Source organism: Streptomyces sp. NPDC043685 (assembly GCF_056436585.1).
Genome location: NZ_JBWKCH010000003.1, coordinates 413,046 through 435,824 on the forward strand (window position 1 = coordinate 413,046; position 22,779 = coordinate 435,824).

General features: G+C 71.5%; 21 protein-coding genes. 20 read left to right on the top strand and 1 reads right to left on the bottom strand.

Annotated features, from left to right (window positions below; translation table 11 throughout):
- Positions 1–130: 130 nt before the first annotated feature.
- Complete coding sequence (gene galE, locus AC0665_RS11075) at positions 131–1,102, bottom strand: UDP-glucose 4-epimerase GalE (protein ID WP_468404006.1); 972 nt, start codon at positions 1,100–1,102, stop codon at positions 131–133.
- Between the two features lie 277 nt (positions 1,103–1,379).
- Between galE and AC0665_RS11080 the strand changes: the two genes are divergently transcribed.
- From AC0665_RS11080 to AC0665_RS11175, 20 genes are all read left to right on the top strand, one after another.
- Positions 1,380–3,194 (top strand): DUF5941 domain-containing protein, encoded by a 1,815-nt coding sequence (locus tag AC0665_RS11080; RefSeq protein ID WP_478606071.1) that lies wholly within the window; start codon positions 1,380–1,382, stop codon positions 3,192–3,194.
- Entirely contained in the window at positions 3,191–3,943 is a 753-nt protein-coding gene (locus AC0665_RS11085) for a phosphocholine cytidylyltransferase family protein (RefSeq protein WP_363116795.1), read from the top strand. The genes AC0665_RS11080 and AC0665_RS11085 overlap by 4 nt, the downstream gene beginning before the upstream one ends.
- A complete protein-coding gene (locus AC0665_RS11090) occupies positions 3,931–4,992 on the top strand; it encodes an iron-containing alcohol dehydrogenase family protein (protein ID WP_468404010.1) in 1,062 nt (353 codons plus the stop codon). Before AC0665_RS11085 ends, AC0665_RS11090 begins: the two co-directional genes overlap by 13 nt.
- Entirely contained in the window at positions 4,970–5,749 is a 780-nt protein-coding gene (locus AC0665_RS11095) for a CDP-alcohol phosphatidyltransferase family protein (RefSeq protein ID WP_478606068.1), read from the top strand. Before AC0665_RS11090 ends, AC0665_RS11095 begins: the two co-directional genes overlap by 23 nt.
- 5 nt (positions 5,750–5,754) lie before the next feature.
- Complete coding sequence (locus AC0665_RS11100) at positions 5,755–6,627, top strand: glycosyltransferase family 2 protein (protein ID WP_468404845.1); 873 nt, start codon at positions 5,755–5,757, stop codon at positions 6,625–6,627.
- 106 nt (positions 6,628–6,733) lie between these two features.
- Complete coding sequence (locus AC0665_RS11105; RefSeq protein WP_363116792.1) at positions 6,734–7,663, top strand: ABC transporter permease; 930 nt, start codon at positions 6,734–6,736, stop codon at positions 7,661–7,663.
- Positions 7,656–8,444, top strand: a complete 789-nt coding sequence (locus AC0665_RS11110; protein ID WP_363116791.1) for an ABC transporter ATP-binding protein — start codon at positions 7,656–7,658, stop codon at positions 8,442–8,444. The genes AC0665_RS11105 and AC0665_RS11110 overlap by 8 nt, the downstream gene beginning before the upstream one ends.
- A gap of 360 nt (positions 8,445–8,804) precedes the next feature.
- Positions 8,805–9,707 carry a squalene synthase HpnC gene (hpnC, locus tag AC0665_RS11115; protein WP_468404015.1) on the top strand — a complete coding sequence of 301 codons (903 nt, stop codon included), beginning with the start codon at positions 8,805–8,807 and terminating at the stop codon, positions 9,705–9,707.
- Positions 9,704–10,654, top strand: a complete 951-nt coding sequence (gene hpnD, locus AC0665_RS11120) for a presqualene diphosphate synthase HpnD (RefSeq protein WP_468632481.1) — start codon at positions 9,704–9,706, stop codon at positions 10,652–10,654. The genes hpnC and hpnD overlap by 4 nt, the downstream gene beginning before the upstream one ends.
- An 89-nt stretch (positions 10,655–10,743) precedes the next feature.
- A complete protein-coding gene (locus AC0665_RS11125; RefSeq protein ID WP_478705034.1) occupies positions 10,744–10,962 on the top strand; it encodes a DUF6380 family protein in 219 nt (72 codons plus the stop codon).
- Complete coding sequence (hpnE, locus tag AC0665_RS11130; protein ID WP_478704863.1) at positions 10,959–12,371, top strand: hydroxysqualene dehydroxylase HpnE; 1,413 nt, start codon at positions 10,959–10,961, stop codon at positions 12,369–12,371. Before AC0665_RS11125 ends, hpnE begins: the two co-directional genes overlap by 4 nt.
- Before the next feature lie 65 nt (positions 12,372–12,436).
- Positions 12,437–13,504, top strand: coding sequence for a polyprenyl synthetase family protein (locus AC0665_RS11135; protein WP_478606055.1), 1,068 nt, complete (start codon positions 12,437–12,439; stop codon positions 13,502–13,504).
- Between the two features lie 122 nt (positions 13,505–13,626).
- On the top strand, positions 13,627–15,771 hold the full coding sequence (gene shc / locus AC0665_RS11140; protein WP_478606053.1) for a squalene--hopene cyclase: 2,145 nt from the start codon (positions 13,627–13,629) through the stop codon (positions 15,769–15,771).
- Positions 15,768–16,409 carry a phosphorylase family protein gene (locus AC0665_RS11145; protein WP_478606051.1) on the top strand — a complete coding sequence of 214 codons (642 nt, stop codon included), beginning with the start codon at positions 15,768–15,770 and terminating at the stop codon, positions 16,407–16,409. Before shc ends, AC0665_RS11145 begins: the two co-directional genes overlap by 4 nt.
- Before the next feature lie 5 nt (positions 16,410–16,414).
- Positions 16,415–17,437: an adenosyl-hopene transferase HpnH gene (gene hpnH / locus AC0665_RS11150; protein WP_468632489.1), complete on the top strand. Its 1,023-nt coding sequence runs from the start codon at positions 16,415–16,417 to the stop codon at positions 17,435–17,437.
- Between the two features lie 4 nt (positions 17,438–17,441).
- Positions 17,442–18,599, top strand: coding sequence for a flavodoxin-dependent (E)-4-hydroxy-3-methylbut-2-enyl-diphosphate synthase (gene ispG, locus AC0665_RS11155; protein WP_468632491.1), 1,158 nt, complete (start codon positions 17,442–17,444; stop codon positions 18,597–18,599).
- 29 nt (positions 18,600–18,628) lie between these two features.
- Complete coding sequence (gene dxs / locus AC0665_RS11160) at positions 18,629–20,524, top strand: 1-deoxy-D-xylulose-5-phosphate synthase (protein WP_478704864.1); 1,896 nt, start codon at positions 18,629–18,631, stop codon at positions 20,522–20,524.
- Positions 20,521–21,936: an aspartate aminotransferase family protein gene (locus tag AC0665_RS11165; RefSeq protein WP_478704865.1), complete on the top strand. Its 1,416-nt coding sequence runs from the start codon at positions 20,521–20,523 to the stop codon at positions 21,934–21,936. The genes dxs and AC0665_RS11165 overlap by 4 nt, the downstream gene beginning before the upstream one ends.
- 67 nt (positions 21,937–22,003) lie before the next feature.
- Positions 22,004–22,648 (top strand): helix-turn-helix domain-containing protein, encoded by a 645-nt coding sequence (locus AC0665_RS11170; RefSeq protein ID WP_478606043.1) that lies wholly within the window; start codon positions 22,004–22,006, stop codon positions 22,646–22,648.
- Positions 22,645–22,764, top strand: a complete 120-nt coding sequence (locus AC0665_RS11175; protein WP_361300521.1) for a DUF6126 family protein — start codon at positions 22,645–22,647, stop codon at positions 22,762–22,764. Before AC0665_RS11170 ends, AC0665_RS11175 begins: the two co-directional genes overlap by 4 nt.
- The last annotated feature ends 15 nt before the right edge of the window (positions 22,765–22,779 follow it).

The window sequence follows — 22,779 nt, forward strand, 5'->3', positions numbered from 1 at the left end:
GTCCGTCCGATCGTGCTCGGGCACCCCAGTGAACTACGGGGAGGGGGTATGCGCAACGCGGCACTGAACACCGTTGTCATGTGCCCTGACCTGCGCAAACGATACGCAGGTCAGGGGCGTGCCGTCTCGCTCAGGAGCCGTGGTGCAGCTGCCAGCCCCGCCAGGCCGACTCGGTCATCTCGCGCACTCCGCGCCGGGCCCGCCAGCCGAGTTCGTCGGCCGCCCGGGCGGCCGACGCCACCGCCCGCGGGGCGTCTCCGGGACGGCGGTCCTCCACGAGAGGGGGCCGGCGGTCGCCGGTGACCTCACCGATGACCGTGATGAGTTCACGCACCGAGACACCCTCGCCGCGGCCGATGTTGACCGTCAGGTCGCCGGTGATGCCGCCCTCGGCCAGCCGCCGGGCCGCCGCCAGATGGGCCTCGGCCAGGTCGGCCACGTGGATGTAGTCCCGGACGCAGGTGCCGTCCGGGGTCGGGTAGTCGTCGCCGAAGATCCTGGGCGCCTCGTCGCGCGTCAGCCGGTCGAAGACCATCGGGACGATGTTGAAGACACCGGTGTCCGCCAGCTCCGGCGCGGCGGCGCCCGCCACGTTGAAATAGCGCAGACATACGGTGGAGATCCCGTGGGCCCGTCCCGCCGCCCGCACCAGCCACTCACCGGCGAGCTTGGTCTCGCCGTACGGGTTCACCGGCGCGCACGGGGTGTCCTCGGTGATCAGGTCCACCCCCGGGTCACCGTAGACGGCGGCCGACGAGGAGAACACGAAACGCCCGATCCCGGCTTCGGCGACCGCGTCCAGCAAGGTCACCAGACCGCCGACGTTCTCCCGGTAGTAGCGCGTGGGCTGCGCCACGGACTCGGCGACCTGCTTGCGCGCCGCGAGATGCACCACCCCGGTCACCTCGTGCTCGGCGAGGACCCGCTTCAGCAGGTCCCCGTCCAGCGAGGAGCCCCGCACCAGCGGGACGCCCGCCGGGAGCCGGGCGGGCACTCCGGCCGAGAGGTCGTCCAGGGCGAGGACGCGTTCCCCGGCCTCGGTCATGGCCCTGGCCACATGTGCTCCGATATAGCCGGCACCGCCGGTGATCAGCCACGTCATGGTCGCCCACCCTATGCGGACCCGGCCGCGCCCAGCGCAATGTCCCCGATGTCCGCTCTGGCATGGGCGGTTTGTGGGGCGGGCCCCGGATCCACGATGATGATCGAGGCAGGGGCCTGGGCGAACCGCGTCGATCCATCCGCCGAACGGGCGGTGAACGCGGCCTTCCCGGCATCCGATAGCCTCTGCCGACACGCCGCCCGGGAGCCACCGGAGAGGGCGCCCCCATCATGTACGTCACCGCGCGGACGCGTCGGTACCCAGGGAGTGAATTCGGTTGTCGACCGCCATCCTCACCGGCCAGCCGGTCCCCGGATCGTCGATCGAGGCCGACCTGCGATCCCTCGGGTTCGACCTGCGGACCGCGAGTGACGCCGCCGAGGCCGAGACGCTGCTCGCCGAGGTGCCGGGCGACGAGCGGGTCGCCCTGGTCGACGCCCGGTTCGTGGGCCACGTGCACGCGCTGCGCCTCGGCCTCACCGACCCCCGCTTCCCGCTCGCGGCGATCCCCGGCGCCGTCACGGCACAGCCCGCCGGGCGCCAGGCCCTGACCCGGGCCATGGCCCGCGAGAACTCCGCCGGCGGCGGCACCACCCTGGTCGGCAGCCTCGCCGACCGCATCCTCACCGCCCTCGACGCCGACGGCACCGCCGTGCACCGCCCCGAGCTGGGCAGCCTCGTCGCCGCCGTCCCCGCCGACCCGCAGGCCCGCAACGAGGCACGGCAGGCGGTGGCCGACATCGACGACGAGGCCATCCGCCTGAAGTCCGCCGTGAAGGCCCGCGACGGCTTCTTCACCACGTACTGCATCAGCCCCTACTCCCGCTACATCGCCCGCTGGTGCGCCCGCCGGGGGCTGACCCCGAACCAGGTCACCACCGCCTCCCTGCTGACCGCCCTCATAGCGGCGGCCTGCGCGGCCACCGGCACCCGCGGCGGCTTCGTCGCGGCCGGCGTCCTGCTGATCGCGTCCTTCGTGCTGGACTGCACCGACGGCCAGCTCGCCCGCTACTCCCTCCAGTACTCCACGCTCGGCGCCTGGCTGGACGCCACCTTCGACCGGGCCAAGGAGTACGCCTACTACGCCGGCCTCGCCCTGGGCGCCGCCCGCGGCGGGGACGACGTCTGGGCCCTCGCGCTCGGCGCCATGGTCCTGCAGACCTGCCGGCACGTCGTGGACTTCTCCTTCAACGAGGCCAACCACGACGCCACCGCCAACACCAGCCCCACCGCCGCCCTCTCCGACAAGCTCGACAGCGTCGGCTGGACGGTCTGGGTCCGGCGGATGATCGTCCTGCCCATCGGTGAGCGCTGGGCGATGATCGCGGTGCTCACGGCGCTCACCACGCCCCGCATCACCTTCTACGCGCTACTCATCGGCTGCGCCTTCGCCGCGACCTACACGACGGCCGGACGGGTGCTGCGGTCGCTGACGCGCAAGGCCAAGCGGACCGACCGCGCGGCCGGTGCCCTGGCCGACCTCGCCGACAGCGGCCCGCTCGTGCAGGGCATCGCCGAGGCGTTCAAGAAGGCCGCCCGCAAGCTGCCGGGCTTCACCGCTCCCGCCGTCGCCCTGCTCGGCGGTCTCGCCGTCGTCCTCACCGCGGCCCTGACGGACTTCGGCGGCCCCTGGCCGGTCGTCGCGGCTCTCGGCTACGCCCTGACCTCCGGCCTCGCCGTCGCCCGCCCCCTCAAGGGCGCCCTCGACTGGCTCGTCCCCCCGTTCCTGCGGGCCGCCGAGTACGGCACCGTCCTGGTCCTGGCGGCGAAAGCGGACGTGCACGGGGCCCTTCCCGCGGCCTTCGGGCTGGTGGCCGCGGTCGCCTACCATCACTACGACACGGTCTACCGCATCCGCGGCGACGCCGGAGCGCCTCCGGCCTGGCTCGTGCGCTCCATCGGGGGGCACGAGGGGCGGACGCTGCTCGTCACCGTCCTCGCCGCGCTGCTCACCGCCTCGCAGTTCAAGGTCGCGCTCACGGCACTGGCCGTGGTCGTGGCCCTGGTGGTGCTCGTCGAGAGCATCCGCTTCTGGGTCGGCGCCCATCAGGGCGGCGCACCCGCCGTACACGATGAAGGAGAAACCGCATGATCGGCCTCGTGCTCGCGGCCGGCGCCGGACGGCGTCTGCGCCCCTACACCGACAGCCTCCCCAAGGCGCTGGTTCCGGTGGGTCCCGCGGGCATAGAAGGCGAGCCCACGGTTCTCGACCTGACCCTCGGCAACTTCGCCGAGATCGGTCTGACCGAGGTCGCGGTCATCGTCGGCTACCGCAAGGAGGCCGTGTACGCGCGCAAGGAAGCCCTTGAGCAGAAGTACGGCCTCAAGCTCACCCTCATCGACAACGACAAGGCCGAGGAGTGGAACAACGCCTACTCCCTGTGGTGCGGGCGTGACGCCCTCAAGGACGGGGTGATCCTCGCCAACGGCGACACCGTCCACCCGGTCTCCGTCGAGAAGACCCTGCTCGCCGCCCGCGGCGAGGGCAAGAAGATCATCCTCGCCCTCGACACGGTCAAGCAGCTCGCGGACGAGGAGATGAAGGTCGTCGTCGACCCCGAGAAGGGCATGACGAAGATCACCAAGCTGATGGACCCCGCCGAGGCCACCGGCGAGTACATCGGCGTCACCCTGATCGAGGGCGACGCCGCCCCCGAGCTGGCCGACGCGCTCAAGGCCGTGTGGGAGACCGACCCGCAGCAGTTCTACGAGCACGGCTACCAGGAGCTGGTCAACCGCGGCTTCCGCATCGACGTGGCGCCGATCGGCGACGTCAAGTGGGTGGAGATCGACAACCACGACGACCTCGCCCGTGGACGGGAGATCGCGTGCCAGTACTGACCCGGCTCATCCCCTCGCCGCTCGTCGTCGACATCCGCCCGGGTGCCCTCGACGACCTGGCGTGCGTCCTGGCCGACGAGCGCATCTCGCACTCCGGCCGCCTCGCCGTCGCCGTCAGCGGCGGCTCGGGCGCCAAGCTGCGCGAGCGCATCACGCCGAGCATGCCCGGCGCCACCTGGTACGAGGTCGGCGGCGGCACCCTCGACGACGCGGTCCGGCTGGCGAGCGACATAAAGGCCGGCCACTTCGACGCGGTCGTCGGCCTCGGCGGCGGCAAGATCATCGACTGCGCCAAGTTCGCCGCGGCGCGCGTCGGCCTGCCCCTGGTCGCCGTGCCCACGAACCTCGCGCACGACGGCCTGTGCTCGCCGGTCGCCACCCTCGACAACGACGCGGGCCGCGGCTCCTACGGTGTGCCGAACCCGATCGCGGTCGTCATCGACCTGGACGTCATCCGTGAGGCCCCGGTCCGGTACGTCCGCGCCGGCATCGGCGACGCCGTCTCCAACATCTCCGCGATCGCGGACTGGGAGCTGGCCAACCGCGTCAAGGGCGAGCGGATCGACGGCCTCGCCGCGGCCATGGCCCGCCAGGCGGGCGAGGCCGTGCTGCGCCACCCGGGCGGCATCGGGGACAACGACTTCCTCCAGGTGCTGGCCGAGGCGCTGGTCCTCAGCGGCATCGCCATGTCGGTGTCGGGTGACTCGCGGCCGTCCTCCGGGGCGTGCCACGAGATCAACCACGCCTTCGACCTGCTCTACCCCAAGCGCGCCGCCGCCCACGGCGAACAGTGCGGTCTCGGCGCGGCCTTCGCGATGTGGCTGCGCGGAGCACACGAGGAATCGGCGTACATGGCCGAGGTGCTGCGCCGGCACGGCCTGCCCGTGCTGCCGGACGAGATCGGCTTCACGACGGACGAGTTCGTCAAGGCCGTCGAGTTCGCCCCGGAGACCCGGCCCGGTCGCTACACCATCCTCGAACACCTCGACCTGAACACCGAACAGATCAAGGACACCTACACCGACTATGTCAAGGCCATCGGTAGCTGAACTACGCCCCGTCGTTCACCCCGCAGGGGTGAAGGACCGGCGCAGCGGTGAGCACTGGATGGGACGCCTCTACATGCGCGAGGTGTCCCTGCGGGTCGACCGCTACCTGGTCAACACCAGGGTCACGCCCAACCAGCTCACGTACCTGATGACCGTCTTCGGTGTGCTCGCGGCCCCGGCACTGCTCGTGCCGGGGATCGCGGGCGCCGTGCTGGGCGTGGTGTGCGTCCAGATGTACCTGCTGCTGGACTGCGTCGACGGCGAGATCGCGCGCTGGAAGAAGCAGTACTCCCTCAACGGCGTCTACCTGGACCGGGTCGGTGCCTACCTCACCGACGCCGCGGTGCTCACCGGCTTCGGCCTGCGCGCCGCCGACCTGTGGGGCAGCGGCCGGATCGACTGGCTGTGGGCCTTCCTCGGCACCCTGGCCGCCCTCGGCGCCATCCTGATCAAGGCGGAGACCGACCTCGTCGGCGTCGCCCGGCACCAGGCCGGCAAGCCGCCGGTCAAGGAGGCCGCCGCCGAGATGCGCTCCTCCGGCATGGCGCTGGCCCGCAAGGCCGCCGCCGCCCTGAAGTTCCACCGGCTGATCCTCGGCATCGAGGCGTCCCTGGTGATCCTGGTGCTGGCGATCGTCGACCAGGCCCGCGGCGACCTGTTCTTCTCCCGGCTCGGCGTGGCGGTGATGGCCGGCATCGCCCTGGTGCAGACCCTGCTGCACCTCGTGTCCATCCTCGCGTCGAGCAGGCTCAAGTGAGCGGCATGAAGGTCGGCGCCGTCATCATCACCATGGGCAACCGGCCCGAGGAGCTGCGGGCCCTGCTCGACTCCGTCGCCAAGCAGGACGGCGACCCGGTCGAGGTGGTCGTCGTCGGCAACGGCTCGCCCGTCCCGGACGTCCCCGAGGGCGTCCGCACCATCGAGCTGCCCGAGAACCTCGGCATCCCCGGTGGCCGCAACGTCGGCATCGAGGCCTTCGGACCGGCCGGCCGGGACGTCGACATCCTGCTCTTCCTGGACGACGACGGGCTGCTCGCGGGCCACGACACCGCCGAGCTGTGCCGCGAGGCGTTCGAGGCCGATCCGAAGCTCGGCATCGTGAGTTTCCGCATAGCCGACCCCGAGACGGGCGTCACCCAGCGCCGCCACGTCCCCCGGCTGCGCGCCGCCGACCCGATGCGCTCCTCCCGCGTCACCACCTTCCTCGGCGGCGCCAACGCCGTGCGCACCCGCGTCTTCGCCGACGTCGGCGGACTCCCCGACGAGTTCTTCTACGCCCACGAGGAGACCGACCTGGCCTGGCGGGCCCTCGACGCGGGCTGGATGATCGACTACCGGTCCGACATGGTGCTCCACCACCCGACGACCGCCCCCTCGCGGCACGCGGTCTACCACCGCATGGTCGCCCGCAACCGCGTCTGGCTGGCCCGCCGCAACCTGCCCATGCCGCTCGTGCCCGTCTACCTCGGCGTGTGGCTGCTGCTCACTCTCCTGCGCCGCCCCTCCCGCAGCGCGCTGCGGGCCTGGTTCGGCGGATTCCGCGAGGGCTGGACCACCTCCTGCGGACCTCGCCGGCCCATGAAGTGGCGTACCGTGTGGCGGCTGACCCGGCTGGGCCGGCCCCCCGTCATCTGACAAGCTCGTATCCGGGAACCCCCGGGAGCCCTCCGGGCCGTACCCTGGCCCCGGTTCATGCCAGGCCGGCACAGGCCGCGCATCTCGAAGACGAAAGTTTCCACTAGTGAGTGAGACAACGCACGACGCCACGGTCGCGGTGAGCGCGCCCGCGGCGCCCGACGAGGGCCTCACGGCGAGTGAACTCGCCGCCAAGCACGGGCTGAGCGTGAGCGGCGCCCGGCCGTCCCTCATCGAGTACGTCCGTCAGCTCTGGGACCGGCGGCACTTCATCCTCGCCTTCTCCCGGGCGAAGCTGACCGCCCAGTACAGCCAGGCCAAGCTCGGCCAGCTGTGGCAGGTGGCCACACCGCTGCTGAACGCGGCCGTGTACTTCTTCATCTTCGGCCTGCTCCTGGAGGCCGACCGCGGTCTGCCCCGCGAGGTGTACATCCCGTTCCTGGTCACCGGCGTGTTCGTGTTCACCTTCACGCAGAGCTCGGTGATGGCGGGCGTGCGCGCGATCTCCGGCAACCTCGGCCTGGTGCGCGCCCTGCACTTCCCGCGCGCCTCGCTGCCGATCTCCTTCGCGCTCCAGCAGCTCCAGCAGCTGCTCTTCTCGATGATCGTGCTGTTCGCGGTCACGATCGGCTTCGGCCACTACCCGGATCTGTCCTGGCTGCTGATCGTGCCGGTGCTCGCCCTGCAGTTCTGCTTCAACACCGGCCTGGCGATGATCATGGCCCGGGCGGGCGCCAAGACCCCGGACCTCGCGCAGCTGATGCCGTTCGTGATGCGGACCTGGATGTACGCGTCGGGCGTGATGTTCTCCATCCCGATCTTCCTGGCGGACAAGCCGTCCTGGATCGCGAACGTCCTGCAGTGGAACCCGGCCGCGATCTACATGGACCTGATGCGCTTCTCGCTCATCGACGAGTACGACGCGAAGTACCTGCCCGACCACGTCTGGGCGGCCGCGGGCGCCTGGGCCGTGCTGTTCGCCATCGGCGGTTTCGTGTACTTCTGGAAGGCGGAGGAGAGGTACGGCCGTGGCTGAGCAGAAGCAGGACGAGCGGATCCCGACCGTCATCGCGGACGACCTGCACATCGTCTACCGCGTCAACGGCGCCAAGTCCGGCAAGGGCAGCGCCACCGCCGCCCTCAGCCGCATCCTCAAGAGGGGCTCCGACGACGCGGAGCGCGGTGTGCGCAAGGTGCACGCGGTGCGCGGCGTCTCCTTCGTCGCCTACCGCGGCGAGGCCGTCGGCCTGATCGGCTCCAACGGCTCCGGCAAGTCGACCCTGCTGCGCGCCATCGCCGGCCTGCTCCCCGCCGAGCAGGGCAAGGTCTACACCGACGGCCAGCCCTCGCTCCTCGGCGTCAACGCGGCCCTGATGAACGACCTCACGGGCGAACGGAACGTCATATTGGGCGGGCTCGCCATGGGCATGTCCCGCGAGGAGATCAAGGAGCGCTACCAGGACATCGTCGACTTCTCCGGCATCAACGAGAAGGGCGACTTCATCACCCTGCCCATGCGCACCTACTCCTCCGGCATGGCGGCCCGGCTCCGCTTCTCCATCGCCGCGGCCAAGGACCACGACGTCCTGATGATCGACGAGGCCCTCGCCACCGGCGACCGCAAGTTCCAGAAGCGCTCCGAGGACCGCATCCGGGAGCTGCGCAAGGAAGCCGGCACGGTGTTTCTGGTCAGCCACAACAACAAGTCCATCCGCGACACCTGCAACCGCGTCCTGTGGCTGGAACGCGGCGAGCTGCGCATGGACGGCCCGACCGACGAGGTGCTCAAGGAGTACGAGAAGTTCACGGGCAAGTAGCACCACAGCGGACCGGGCCCCGGCGGAACTGTTCCGGCGGGGCCCGGCGTCTGCAAAGGAAGCGTCAACTCCGGCCCGTGGCAGGAATCTTGGGGCCAATCGGTGCGTTCTCGTGATGCGCGGGACACCCTGACGAACCGTGTCGCGTTGTACAACGTAAGCTGTACCGGTCCCGAAACACGGCAATCAGGGCGATAATGCGCGACACCGCCCGTCGGACCACCGTGCGGACGGCCGGGCGGCGTGTCCGAAATAGTGTGTATTGGGTCGGCAGTGTAGAACGGGAGATGTGACGGCGATGGCTACGGAAATCCCCCAGCTCCACGCAGCACGTGCCGTCCCCGCGCAGGGCAGCCGGCGGTGACGGGAACCGGCACGGCGCGCGCCCTCGATCCGGAGCGCGGCACGCTCGACAAGGCCGCCGGCGAGAACTTCCCGGTGGCTCCCTTCTTCCTGCCCCGCGCCTGGCGCACCGACCTCATGGCCGTCTACGGCTTCGCCCGCCTGGTCGACGACATCGGCGACGGCGACCTGGCCCCCGGCGGCGCCGACGCCCGCCTGCTCGGGCTGTCCCCGGAGGAAGCCGAGGACCGGCTGGTCCTGCTGGACGCCTTCGAGGCCGACCTGCGCCGGGTCTTCGACTCGACGCCGCGCCACCCCCTGCTGCGCCGTCTCCAGCCGACCGTGCGCCGCCGCTCGCTGACCCCCGAGCCGTTCCTCGGCCTGATCGCCGCCAACCGCCAGGACCAGCTCGTCGGCCGCTACGAGACCTACGAGGACCTGCTCGCGTACTGCGAGCTGTCCGCCAACCCCGTCGGCCGTCTCGTCCTCGCCGTCACCGGCGCCTCGACGCCCGAGCGCGTCCGCCGCTCCGACATGATCTGCACGGCCCTGCAGATCGTCGAGCATCTCCAGGACGTGGCGGAGGACCTCGCCCGCGACCGGGTGTACCTGCCCGCGGCCGACATGAAGCGCTTCCACGTCCAGGAAGCCGATCTCGCCGCTGAGTCGGCCGGGGCGTCGGTCCGCGCGCTGATCGCATACGAAGCGCAAAGGGCCCGGGATCTGCTGAATGAAGGCGCCCCTTTGGTGGGTAGCGTCCACGGCAGGCTGAAGCTGCTGCTCGCAGGGTTCGTGGCGGGGGGAAGGGCGGCCCTCCACGCGATCGCCGCCGCCGAATTCGACGTACTTCCCGGTCCGCCCAAGCCCGGCAAGGTCCGGTTGCTGCGTGAGGCGGGCGTGACTCTGCGAGGAGAGGGGTGATCCGGACCGTGGAGCCGGAACCACACGCGTCCCCACCGGTACTCGCCGCCTACAGCTACTGCGAGGCCGTCACCGGGCGGCAGGCGCGCAACTTCGCCTACGGCATCCGGCTGCTGCCGACGCCGCAGCGCCGTGCGATGTCGGCGCTGTACGCGTTCTCGCGGCGGGTCGACGACATCGGCGACGGCGCGCTGGCCGACGACGTCAAGGTGGCCCGGCTGGAGGAGACCCGCTCGCTGCTCACCCGTATCCGCCGGGACGGGGTCGACGAGGACGACACGGACCCGGTCGCCGTCGCCCTCTCGCACGCGGCCGGGCACTTCCCGATCCCGCTCGGCGGCCTGGACGAACTGATCGACGGCGTCCAGATGGACGTGCGCGGCGAGACCTACGAGACCTGGGACGACCTGAAGGTCTACTGCCGCTGTGTCGCGGGGGCGATCGGGCGTCTCTCGCTGGGCGTGTTCGGCACGGAACCCGGGGCGCGCGGCGTCGACCGCGCGCCGGAGTATGCGGACACACTCGGTCTCGCGCTCCAGTTGACCAACATCCTCAGAGACGTCCGCGAGGACGCCGTGGGCGGCCGGACCTATCTGCCGGCCGACGACCTCGCCAAGTTCGGCTGCTCGGCCGGCTTCAGCGGGCCACGGCCACCGGAGGGCTCCGACTTCGCGGGCCTCGTGCACTTCGAAGTGCGACGAGCCCGCGCTCTGTTCGCCGAGGGCTACCGGCTGCTGCCCATGCTCGACCGGCGCAGCGGTGCCTGCGTCGCCGCCATGGCCGGCATCTACCGCCGCCTCCTCGACCGCATCGAACGCGACCCGGAGGCCGTGCTGCGCGGCCGGGTCTCCCTGCCCGGCCGTGAGAAGGCCTACGTCGCCGTGCGCGGCCTGTCCGGCCTCGACGCCCGGCACGTGAGCCGACGGACCGTCAGGAGGCGTGCGTGACGGCCCGGCCGGACGGACGCGGTGCGGTGCGGGGCGCAGCGGCGCGCGCCGCGCAGGCCTGCCGTGCCACCGAGCCGGTGCGTACTCCCGTGCTCCGACGCGGGCGGGCCGCGGTCGCCGGCGGACGGCCCGGCCACCGCACTCACACCATCTCGACGGCCGGGCGCGGCCACGACGCCCCAGCCGGACGGACCGTCGCGGACCACCGGCGAGCAACCCCGCGGCCCACCGTCGCGTCCCTGACACAGACGGCCGGCCGTACACCGTTCGAGCACCGGGACCCGGCCGCAGGGGAGGGTGCGCGATGACCCACGGCACACGGTCCAGGGGACCGGTCACACCGGGGCGGCACGCCGTCGTGGTGGGCGGCGGGCTCGCCGGTGTCACCACCGCGCTCGCGCTCGCCGACGCCGGGGTGCGCGTCACCCTGCTGGAGGGCAGGCCGCGGCTCGGCGGTCTCGCCTTCTCCTTCCGGCGCGGTGACCTCACCGTCGACAACGGCCAGCACGTCTACCTGCGGTGCTGCACCGCCTACCGCTGGTTCCTCGACCGCATCGAGGGCGCGGCGCTCGCCCCGCTCCAGGACCGGCTCGACGTACCCGTGGTGGACCTCGCGCGGCCCGAGGGACGCCGGCTGGGCAGGCTGCGGCGGGACGCCCTGCCCGTGCCGCTGCACCTGGGGCGCAGCCTCGCCACCTATCCGCACCTGTCGCTCGCCGACCGTGCCAAGGTCGGCCGCGCCGCACTCGCGCTCAAGGGACTCGATCTCGCCGACCCGGCGCTGGACACGCAGGACTTCGGCAGCTGGCTCGCCGCGCACGGCCAGTCGGCACGCGCCGTCGAGGCGCTGTGGGACCTCGTCGGGATCGCCACCCTCAACGCGGTCGCCTCGGACGCCTCCCTGGCACTCGCCGCGATGGTGTTCAAGACCGGTCTGCTGTCCGAGCCGGGCGCGGCCGACATCGGCTGGGCCCGCGTCCCGCTGGGCGATCTGCACGACCGGCTGGCCCGCACGGCCCTCGACTCCGCGGGCGTGCGCACCGAGGTCCGCACCCGCGTCACCTCCGTCTCCCCGCGGGGGGACGGGCGGTGGAGCGTCGAGGTCCCCGGCGAGACGCTGGAGGCCGACGCGGTGGTTCTCGCCGTACCCCAGCGCGAGGCGCACGCCCTGCTGCCGGCGGGCGCCCTCGACGCACCCGACCGGCTCCTGGAGATCGGCACCGCGCCGATCCTCAACGTCCATGTGGTGTACGACCGCAAGGTCCTCGCACGGCCGTTCTTCGCCGCCCTGGGCAGCCCCGTGCAGTGGGTCTTCGACCGCACCGACGCCTCCGGGCTGCGCGAGGGCCAGTACCTCGCCCTGTCGCAGTCGGTCGCGCAGGACGAGATCGACGCGCCCGTGGCCGTGCTGCGCGAGCGGTACCTGCCCGAGCTGGAGCGGCTGCTGCCGCCGGCCCGCGGCGCCGAAGTGAAGGACTTCTTCGTCACCCGGGAGCGCACCGCGACGTTCGCTCCCACCCCCGGCGTCGGGCGCCTCAGGCCCGGCGCCCGCACCAAGGCATCCGGCCTCTACCTGGCCGGAGCGTGGACCGCCACCGGGTGGCCCGCGACCATGGAGAGTGCGGTCCGCAGTGGTGTGAGCGCGGCGGACGCCGTGCTGGGCGCCCTGGGCCGGCCCCGTCCGCAGCACCTCTTCGTCTTCGAGGAGGCGGCATGATGCCTGCTCAGGCCGAAGCGGCAGACGGCCCCCGCACCCCCGGTACCGCGACAAGAGGAGAGACTGTGCCCACTGTGCCCCCGGCCTCTAAGACTGCCGAGGCGGTGGACGTGACCGCGCTGCTGGAGCGCGGCCGAACCCTGGCCACACCGGTACTGCGGGCGGCGATCGACCGCCTGGCACCTCCCATGGACACTGTTGCCGCCTACCACTTCGGCTGGATCGACGCCCAGGGCAGGCCCGCGGAGGGCGACGGCGGCAAGGCCGTGCGCCCCGCCCTCGCGGTCATGTCCGCCGAGGTGATGTCCGCCGCCCCCGAGATCGGCGTCCCCGGCGCCGTCGCCGTGGAACTCGTCCACAACTTCTCCCTCCTGCACGACGACCTCATGGACGGCGACGAGCAGCGCCGTCACCGTGACACCGTCTGGAAAGTGCACGGCCCCGCCCAGGCCATCCTGGTCGGGGACGCCCTGTTCGCTCTCGCCAACGAGGTGCTCCTCGAACTCGGCACCGTAGAGGCCGGCCGTGCCACCCGCCGTCTGACCACCGCCAGCCGCGCCCTGATCGACGGCCAGGCCCAGGACATCTCCTACGAGCACCGCGACCGCGTCAGCGTGGAGGAGTGCCTGGAGATGGAGGGCAACAAGACCGGCGCGCTGCTCGCCTGCGCCAGCTCCATCGGCGCGGTGCTCGGCGGCGCCGACGACCGCACCGCCGACACCCTGGAGAAGTACGGCTACCACCTGGGTCTGGCCTTCCAGGCGGTCGACGACCTGCTCGGCATCTGGGGCGACCCGGTCTCCACCGGCAAGCAGACCTGGAGCGACCTGCGCCAGCGCAAGAAGTCCCTGCCGGTCGTGGCCGCCCTCGCCGCGGGCGGCTCCGCCTCCGAGCGGCTCGGCGAGATCCTCGCGGCCGACGCCAAGAGCAGCGACGTGGAGAACTTCTCGGAGGAGGAGTTCGCCGCCCGCGCCGCCCTCATCGAACAGGCCGGCGGCCGCGAGTGGACCGCCGACGAGGCACGCCGTCAGCACACCATCGCCATCGAAGCCCTCGACTCCGTCGACATGCCCGACCGGGTGCGGGAGCAGTTCACGGCGCTCGCGGACTTCGTCGTCGTACGAAAGAGATGATCACTATCGGCCGAATAACCCTCGCGTAGTCGCCGGCCGGTGCCGCGAGCCAGCACGGAGCACCGGCCGACGGCGGACCCACAGCAGCTGCACACCTTGCACCACTGCACGAAGGGGAAGCCATGACAGCGACGACCGACGGAAGCACCGGGGCCCTGTCACCCCGGGCCGCCGCGGCCAGCGACACCGACACCGACAACCCCGCGGCGGCGGCCGGGGTACCGCAAGCCGCCGCCCGCGCCGCCCGGCGCGCCACCGACTACCTGCTCTCCCGCCAGGACGCCCAGGGCTGGTGGAAGGGCGACCTCGAGACCAACGTCACGATGGACGCCGAGGACCTGCTGCTCCGTCAGTTCCTCGGCATCCGCGACGAGAAGACCACCCGGGCAGCCGCCCTCTTCATCCGCGGCGAACAGGGCGAGGACGGCACGTGGGCCACCTTCTACGGCGGGCCGAGCGAACTGTCCGCCACCATCGAGGCGTACGTCGCCCTGCGCCTGGCCGGTGATGCGCCCGACGCCCCGCACATGGCGAAGGCCTCCGCCTGGATCCGCGCGCAGGGCGGCATCGCCGCCGCCCGGGTCTTCACCCGGATCTGGCTGGCCCTGTTCGGCTGGTGGAAGTGGGAGGACCTGCCCGAACTCCCGCCGGAGCTCGTGTTCCTCCCGAAGTGGGTGCCGCTCAACATCTACGACTTCGGCTGCTGGGCGCGGCAGACCATCGTCCCGCTGACGATCGTCTCCGCGAAGCGGCCGGTACGCCCCGCGCCCTTCCCTCTCGACGAGCTGCACACCGACCCCGCCGATCCGAACCCGGCCAAGCCCCTCGCGCCGCCGTTCAGTTGGGACGGGGCCTTCCAGCGGATGGACAAGGGCCTGCACGCCCTGCGGAAGGTCGCCCCGCGCGCACTGCGCAGAGCCGCCATGAACAGCGCCGCCCGCTGGATCATCGAACGGCAGGAGAACGACGGCTGCTGGGGCGGCATCCAGCCCCCGGCCGTGTACTCGATCATCGCCCTGCACCTGCTCGGCTACGACCTGGAACACCCCGTGATGCGCGAGGGACTTGCGTCCCTGGACCGGTTCGCCGTGTGGCGCGAGGACGGGGCCCGGATGATCGAGGCCTGCCAGTCGCCGGTGTGGGACACCTGCCTGGCCGCCATCGCCCTCGTCGACGCCGGACTGCCCGCCGATCACCCGCAGTTGGTGAAGGCGGCCGACTGGATGCTGGGCGAGGAGATCGTCCGGCCCGGTGACTGGTCCGTGAAGCGGCCCCAACTTCCGCCCGGGGGATGGGCGTTCGAGTTCCACAACGACAACTACCCCGACATCGACGACACCGCCGAGGTGATCCTGGCCCTGCGCCGGATCGCCCATCACGACCCGGAGCGGGTCGAGGGGGCCATCGGGCGCGGTGTCCGCTGGACCCTCGGCATGCAGTCGAAGAACGGCGCCTGGGCCGCCTTCGACGTCGACAACACCAGCCCCTTCCCGAACCGGCTGCCGTTCTGCGACTTCGGCGAGGTCATCGACCCGCCCTCCGCCGACGTCACCGCGCATGTCGTGGAGATGCTGGCCGTCGAGGGGCTCGCGCACGACCCGCGCACCCGGCGCGGCATCGAGTGGCTGCTCGCCGAGCAGGAGCCGGACGGCTCGTGGTTCGGGCGCTGGGGCGTCAACTACGTGTACGGCACCGGGTCCGTGGTGCCCGCCCTGACCGCCGCCGGCATCCCCGCCGCGCACCCGGCGATCCGGCGGGCCGTGGCCTGGCTGGAGTCGGTCCAGAACGACGACGGCGGCTGGGGCGAGGACCTGCGCTCCTACAAGTACGTCAGGCGATGGAGCGGCCGGGGCGCCTCGACCGCCTCGCAGACGGCATGGGCGCTGATGGCCCTGCTCGCCGCGGGGGAACGGGACTCCAAGGCCGTCGAACGCGGGGTCGAGTGGCTCGCCGCGACGCAGCGGGAGGACGGCTCCTGGGACGAGCCGTACTTCACGGGGACGGGCTTCCCGTGGGACTTCTCGATCAACTACCACCTCTACCGGCAGGTGTTCCCGCTCACCGCGCTCGGCAGGTATCTGCACGGGGAGCCCTTCGCCGAAAAACTGCACGGGAGCGGGACGGCCGATGGGCTCCGGGGCCGCGGAGAGGCGGAGAACCGTCCGGGGAGCGCACAGGCCGGACAGCCGCGGGGCACCGGCGAGGCCGCCGGGCTTGCGGGGAGCGGGGGCGGCGAGCCGCTCGCCGGGGCCAAGGGGAGCGGATGAGCGCACAGCCCGTCCCCGCCCCGCTGCTGATCGCCTGCGCGCTCGGCATCGAGCAGTTCGCCCTGCGCGCGGGCGGCCGGGGCGGGGCCGACGGGCCGGTCACGGTGCTGCGGACGGGCATGGGGCCGGCGGCGGCCGAGCGGGCCGTCACGCGCGTGCTCGCCGACCCGGCCCTGCGCGACGCGGCCGTGCTGGCCACCGGCTTCTGCGCCGGGCTCGCGCCGGGCATGCACCCCGGCGATCTGGTCGTCGCCGAGGAGACCCGCGACCCGCGCGGCACGACACCGTGCGTCGGGACCGAACTGCTGGTCGAGGAGCTGGCCCGCGCGCTGCCCGGCCGGACCGTGCACACCGGGCCGCTGACCGGCTCCGACCACGTCGTACGCGGTCCCGAGCGGACCGCCCTGCGCGCCACCGGCGCGATCGCGGTCGACATGGAGTCCGCCGTCACGCTCCTGAGCGCCGTGCGTGCGGGCGAGCGCCCGGTTGCGGCCGTCCGGGTGGTCGTGGACGCTCCTGAACATGAACTCGTCCGGATCGGCACGGTGCGCGGTGGAATATCAGCTTTCCGTGTTCTTCGTTCCGTCCTTCCCGCTTTTTTCGAATGGCACCGTTCCTTGCTGCTCCCCAGGAGGTGAGCCAGATGGCCATGCCGCTCCGACAGTCCATCAAGGTCGCTACATACTTGGCCGAACAGAAGATCCGCCGTCGCGACAAGTTCCCGCTGATCGTCGAGCTGGAGCCGCTGTTCGCCTGCAACCTCAAGTGCGAGGGGTGCGGCAAGATCCAGCATCCGGCCGGAGTGCTCAAGCAGCGGATGCCGGTCGCCCAGGCCGTGGGCGCCGTCATGGAGTCCGGCGCCCCGATGGTGTCCATCGCCGGCGGCGAGCCGCTGATGCACCCGCAGATCGACGAGATCGTGCGTCAGCTCGTGGCCAAGCGCAAATACGTCTTCCTCTGCACCAACGCCATGCTGCTGCGCAAGAAGATGGAAAAGTTCACGCCGTCGCCCTACTTCGCCTTCGCGGTGCACATCGACGGACTGCGTGAGCGGCACGACGAGTCGGTGGCCAAGGAGGGCGTGTTCGACGAGGCCGTGGAGGCGATCAAGGAGGCCAAGCGGCGCGGCTTCCGCGTCACCACCAACTCGACCTTCTTCAACACCGACACCCCGCAGACCATCATCGAGGTGCTGAACTTCCTCAACGACGACCTCGAGGTCGACGAGATGATGATCTCGCCCGCCTACGCCTACGAGAAGGCCCCCGACCAGGAGCACTTCCTCGGCGTCGAGCAGACCCGCGAGCTGTTCAAGAAGGCCTTCGCGGGCGGCAACCGGCGGCGCTGGCGGCTCAACCACTCCCCGCTCTTCCTGGACTTCCTGGAGGGCAAGGTCGACTTCCCCTGCACGGCGTGGGCGATCCCGAACTACTCGCTCTTCGGCTGGCAGCGCCCCTGCTACCTGATGAGCGACGGGTACGTGCCGACGTACCGGGAGCTCGTCGAGGACACCGACTGGGACAAGTACGGCCGCGGCAAGGACCCGCGCTGTGCCAACTGCATGGCGCACTGCGGCTACGAGCCCACCGCCGTCCTCGCCACCATGGGATCGCTGAAGGAGTCGCTGCGCGCCATGCGCGAGACGGTCTCCGGGAACCGGGAGTGAGGTCATGACGGCTGTCTCACTGGGTGTCCCCGAGGTGCCGGTCCGGCCGATCGCCGAGCGGCGCGTCTCGCGCCGGATCCAGGTCGGTCCGGTGGCGGTCGGGGGCGGGGCCCCGGTGTCGGTGCAGTCGATGACGACGACCCGCACGTCGGACATCGGCGCCACCTTGCAGCAGATCGCGGAGCTGACCGCGTCCGGCTGCCAGATCGTCCGGGTCGCCTGCCCCACGCAGGACGACGCGGACGCGCTCGCGACCATCGCCCGCAAGTCGCAGATCCCGGTGATCGCGGACATCCACTTCCAGCCCAAGTACGTGTTCGCCGCGATTGAGGCGGGCTGTGCGGCCGTCCGCGTCAACCCCGGCAACATCAAGCAGTTCGACGACCGGGTCAAGGAGATCGCCCGGGCGGCGAAGGACCACGGCACCCCGATCCGCATCGGCGTCAACGCGGGGTCGCTGGACCGGCGCCTGCTCCAGAAGTACGGCAGGGCCACCCCGGAGGCGCTCGTGGAGAGCGCGCTGTGGGAGGCGTCCCTGTTCGAGGAGCACGGTTTCCGCGACATCAAGATCTCCGTCAAGCACAACGACCCGGTCGTGATGATCGAGGCCTACCGGCAGCTTGCCGAGCAGTGCGACTACCCGCTGCACCTGGGCGTGACGGAGGCGGGCCCGGCCTTCCAGGGCACGATCAAGTCGGCGGTGGCGTTCGGGGCGCTCCTCTCCCAGGGCATCGGCGACACGATCCGCGTCTCGCTCTCCGCGCCGCCCGCCGAGGAGGTCAAGGTCGGCATCCAGATCCTCCAGGCCCTCGGGCTCAAGGAACGCCGGCTGGAGATCGTGTCGTGTCCGTCCTGCGGTCGCGCCCAGGTCGATGTCTACAAGCTGGCCGAGGAGGTCACGGCGGGTCTGGAGGGCATGGAGGTGCCGCTGCGGGTCGCCGTCATGGGGTGCGTGGTCAACGGCCCCGGCGAGGCACGGGAGGCCGACCTGGGGGTCGCCTCGGGCAACGGCAAGGGCCAGATCTTCGTCAAGGGCGAGGTCGTCAAGACCGTCCCCGAGTCCAGGATCGTCGAGACGCTGATCGAAGAGGCGATGAAGATCGCCGAGCAGATGGAGCAGGACGGCGTGGGGCCGGGGGAGCCCGCCGTCACCGTGAGCTGAGCAGCACGCAATGCGAAGGGGGCCCGAGCGTGACGATTCTGGAGAGCATCCGGGGACCACGTGACCTGAAGGCGCTGTCCGAGACGGAACTGGGGGAACTGTCCGAAGAGATTCGGGAGTTCCTGGTGCACGCGGTCGCCAGGACCGGGGGCCATCTGGGACCCAACCTGGGCGTGGTGGAGCTGACCGTCGCCCTGCACCGGGTCTTCGAGTCGCCGGCCGACCGCATCCTGTGGGACACCGGCCACCAGAGCTACGTCCACAAACTGCTGACCGGACGCCAGGACTTCTCCAAGCTGCGCGGCAAGGGCGGCCTGTCGGGCTACCCCTCACGTGAGGAGTCCGAGCACGACGTCATCGAGAACAGCCACGCCTCCACGGCGCTCGGCTGGGCCGACGGGCTCGCCAAGGCCCGCCAGGTGCAGGGGGAGAAGGGCCACGTCGTCGCGGTCATCGGCGACGGCGCCCTCACCGGCGGCATGGCCTGGGAGGCCCTGAACAACATCGCCGCCGCCAAGGACCGGCCGCTGATCATCGTCGTCAACGACAACGAACGCTCCTACGCCCCCACCATCGGCGGCCTCGCCAACCACCTCGCCACGCTGCGCACGACCGACGGCTACGAGCGGGTCCTGGCCTGGGGCAAGGACCTGCTCCAGGGCACGCCCCTGGTCGGCAACACCCTCTACGAGGCCCTGCACGGCGCCAAGAAGGGCTTCAAGGACGCGTTCGCCCCGCAGGGGCTCTTCGAAGACCTGGGCCTGAAGTACGTCGGCCCGATCGACGGGCACGACATCGGGGCCGTGGAGTCCGCGCTGCGGCGCGCGAAACGCTTCCACGGGCCGGTCCTCGTGCACTGCCTCACGGAGAAGGGCCGCGGCTACGAACCCGCCCTCGCCCACGAGGAGGACCACTTCCACACCGTCGGCGTCATGGACCCGCTGACCTGCGCACCGCTGTCCCCGGCGGGCGGACCCTCCTGGACCTCCGTGTTCGGCGAGGAGATCGTGCGTATCGGCGAGGAACGCGACGACGTGGTGGCGATCACCGCCGCCATGCTGCACCCGGTCGGCCTCGGTGCCTTCGCCGAGCGGTTCCCGGACCGGGTGTGGGACGTCGGCATCGCCGAGCAGCACGCGGCCGTGTCAGCCGCGGGACTGGCGACGGGCGGCCTGCACCCGGTCGTCGCCGTCTACGCCACCTTCCTCAACCGCGCCTTCGACCAGCTCCTCATGGACGTGGCCCTGCACCGCTGCGGGGTGACCTTCGTCCTGGACCGGGCCGGTGTCACCGGGGTCGACGGGGCCTCCCACAACGGCATGTGGGACCTGTCCGTCCTCCAGGTCGTGCCCGGGCTCAGGATCGCCGCGCCCCGGGACGCCGACCAGCTGCGCGCCCAGCTGCGCGAGGCGGTCGCCGTCGACGACGCGCCGACGCTGCTGCGATTCCCGAAGGAGTCCGTCGGCCCGGCGATCCCGGCCGTGGACCGGGTGGGCGGACTCGACGTGCTGCACCGGTCCCCGCGGCCGCGGGTTCTCCTGGTGGCCGTCGGCGTGATGGCGCCGGTCTGCCTCCAGGCCGCCGAGCTGCTCGAAGCGCGCGGCATCGGCTGCACCGTCGTCGACCCCCGCTGGGTCAAGCCCGTCGACCCGGCGCTGCCCGCTCTCGCCGCCGAGCACCGCCTGGTCGCCGTCGTCGAGGACAACAGCCGCGCCGCCGGGGTCGGATCGGCCGTGGCGCTCGCCCTGGGTGACGCCGAGGTCGACGTACCGGTGCGGCGGTTCGGCATCCCCGAGCAGTTCCTCGCACACGGCAAGCGCGCCGAGGTGCTCGCCGACATCGGCCTGACGCCCGTCGAGATCGCCGGACGGATCAGCGCGAGTCTGACCGTCAAGGAAGAGCTGTCCAAGGAGCCACAGGAATGACAACCGCCGAGTCCGCGCCGGAGTCGTCGCAGGCCGGGGAGTTCGACCTCGGCAAGCTGCTGGCCGAGCGCGGGGCCGAGCGCTACGAGCTGCACACCCGGTACCTCAACCACCAGCTCCCGCGCATGCTGCACACCATCGGCTTCGACAAGGTCTACGAGCGCGCCGAGGGCGCCTACTTCTGGGACGAGGACGGCAACGACTACCTGGACATGCTCGCCGGGTTCGGGGTGATGGGCCTGGGCCGCCACCACCCCGTGGTCCGCAAGGCGCTGCACGACGTGATGGACGCCTCCCTCGCCGACCTCACCCGCTTCGACTGCCAGCCACTGCCCGGGCTGCTGGCCGAGAAGCTGCTCGCGCACAGCCCGCACCTGGACCGGGTGTTCTTCGGCAACAGCGGCACCGAGGCGGTCGAAGGGGCGCTGAAGTTCGCCCGGTTCGTCACCGGCAGGCCCAGGGTCCTGTACTGCGCGCACGCCTTCCACGGACTGACCACCGGCTCCCTGTCCGTGAACGGCGAGCCCGCCTTCCGCGACGGCTTCGCCCCGCTGCTGCCCGACACGGCCGTCCCGCTCGGTGACCTCGACGCGCTGGAGAAGGAGCTGAAGAAGGGCGATGTCGCCGCCCTGATCGTGGAGCCGATCCAGGGCAAGGGCGTGCTGGAGGGGCCGCCCGGCTGGATGGGGGCCGCGCAGGACCTGCTGCACCGGCACAAGGCCCTGCTCATCGCCGACGAGGTGCAGACGGGCCTCGGCCGCACCGGCGACTTCTACGGCTACCAGCACGAGGACGGTGTGGAGCCCGACCTGGTGTGCGTCGCCAAGGCGCTCTCGGGCGGCTACGTGCCCGTCGGCGCCACGATCGGCAAGGACTGGATCTTCAAGAAGGTCTACTCGTCCATGGACCGGGTGCTGGTCCACTCGGCGAGCTTCGGGTCCAACGCCCAAGCCATGGCGGCGGGGCTCGCGGTGCTGTCGGTCATGGAGAACGAGCAGATCGTCGCGAACGTCCGGGCCACCGGGGAACAGCTCCGCTCCCGGCTCGCGGCGCTGACGGACCGGTACGAGATGCTCGCCGACGTGCGCGGCCGGGGGCTGATGATCGGCATCGAGTTCGGCCGGCCGAAGTCGCTGAAACTGCGCAGCCGCTGGACCATGCTCCAGGCCGCGCGCAAGGGACTCTTCGCGCAGATGGTCGTCGTGCCGCTGCTCCGAAAGCACCGGATCCTCACCCAGGTCTCCGGCGACCACATGGAAGTGATCAAGCTGATCCCGCCGCTGATCGTCGGCGAGCGGGAGGTGGACCGGTTCGTCGACGCCTTCACGGCCGTGATGGACGACGCGCACGAGGGCGGACTGGTGTGGGACTTCGGCAAGACTCTTGTCAAGCAGGCGGTCGCCAACCGCTGACACCGAAGCTTTTTGCCTCAGAGGCAAGAAATTTGCCGCTGAGGCAAAGCTCCGGCTGAATGGAGGCATGAGCTCCTCCGAGACCGAGCGGCCCCACGGGGCCGGCTCGCCGGGCGAACCGGCGGCCGAAGCGCTGCCCGCCGTCGCCCCCCAGTTGCGGGCCCTGAGGCGCCGGGCCTCGCTCACCCTGGAGGCCGCGGCCCGCTCCGCCGGGCTGTCGCCGGCCCACCTCTCCCGATTGGAGACCGGGCAGCGCCAGCCCTCGCTGCCGATGCTGCTGGCCCTCGCCCGCATCTACGGTACGACGGTCTCCGAACTGCTCGGCGAGACGGTCGCCGAACGGGACTCCGTCATCCGCGCGGCCGACATGGAAGCGACCGCGGCGGGCGGCTGGACGTACTGGCAGGCCGGTGCCCCCGGCCGCGGGATGCAGGCCCTGCGGGTGCACGTGCCGCACGGATCCCAGGGCGACGTCGTGCGCGTCCACCCCGGTGAGGAATGGCTGCACGTGCTGCGCGGCCGGCTGCGGCTGCGTCTCGGCGACACCACCCACCGGCTGGCCGCCGGCGACAGCGCCCACTTCGACTCGCTCACCCCGCACCGGATCGCCGCCGAGGACCACGACGGCGTCGACCTGCTCTTCGTCCACACCCTGCTGCAGAGCCCCACGGCCGCCCTGTGCCTGGGCCCCACCCCTGGAGAGGCGTCATGAGCGACATGGAGGAGAAGTTCCCCCGTGCCCTGTGGGTGAGGCTGTTCGTCTACCTCATCGCCGGCCACATCTTCGCCGCCTTCGTGTACCTGCTGTTCGAGGTCGGGGCGAAGTAGCCCCGGGCCGGGCGG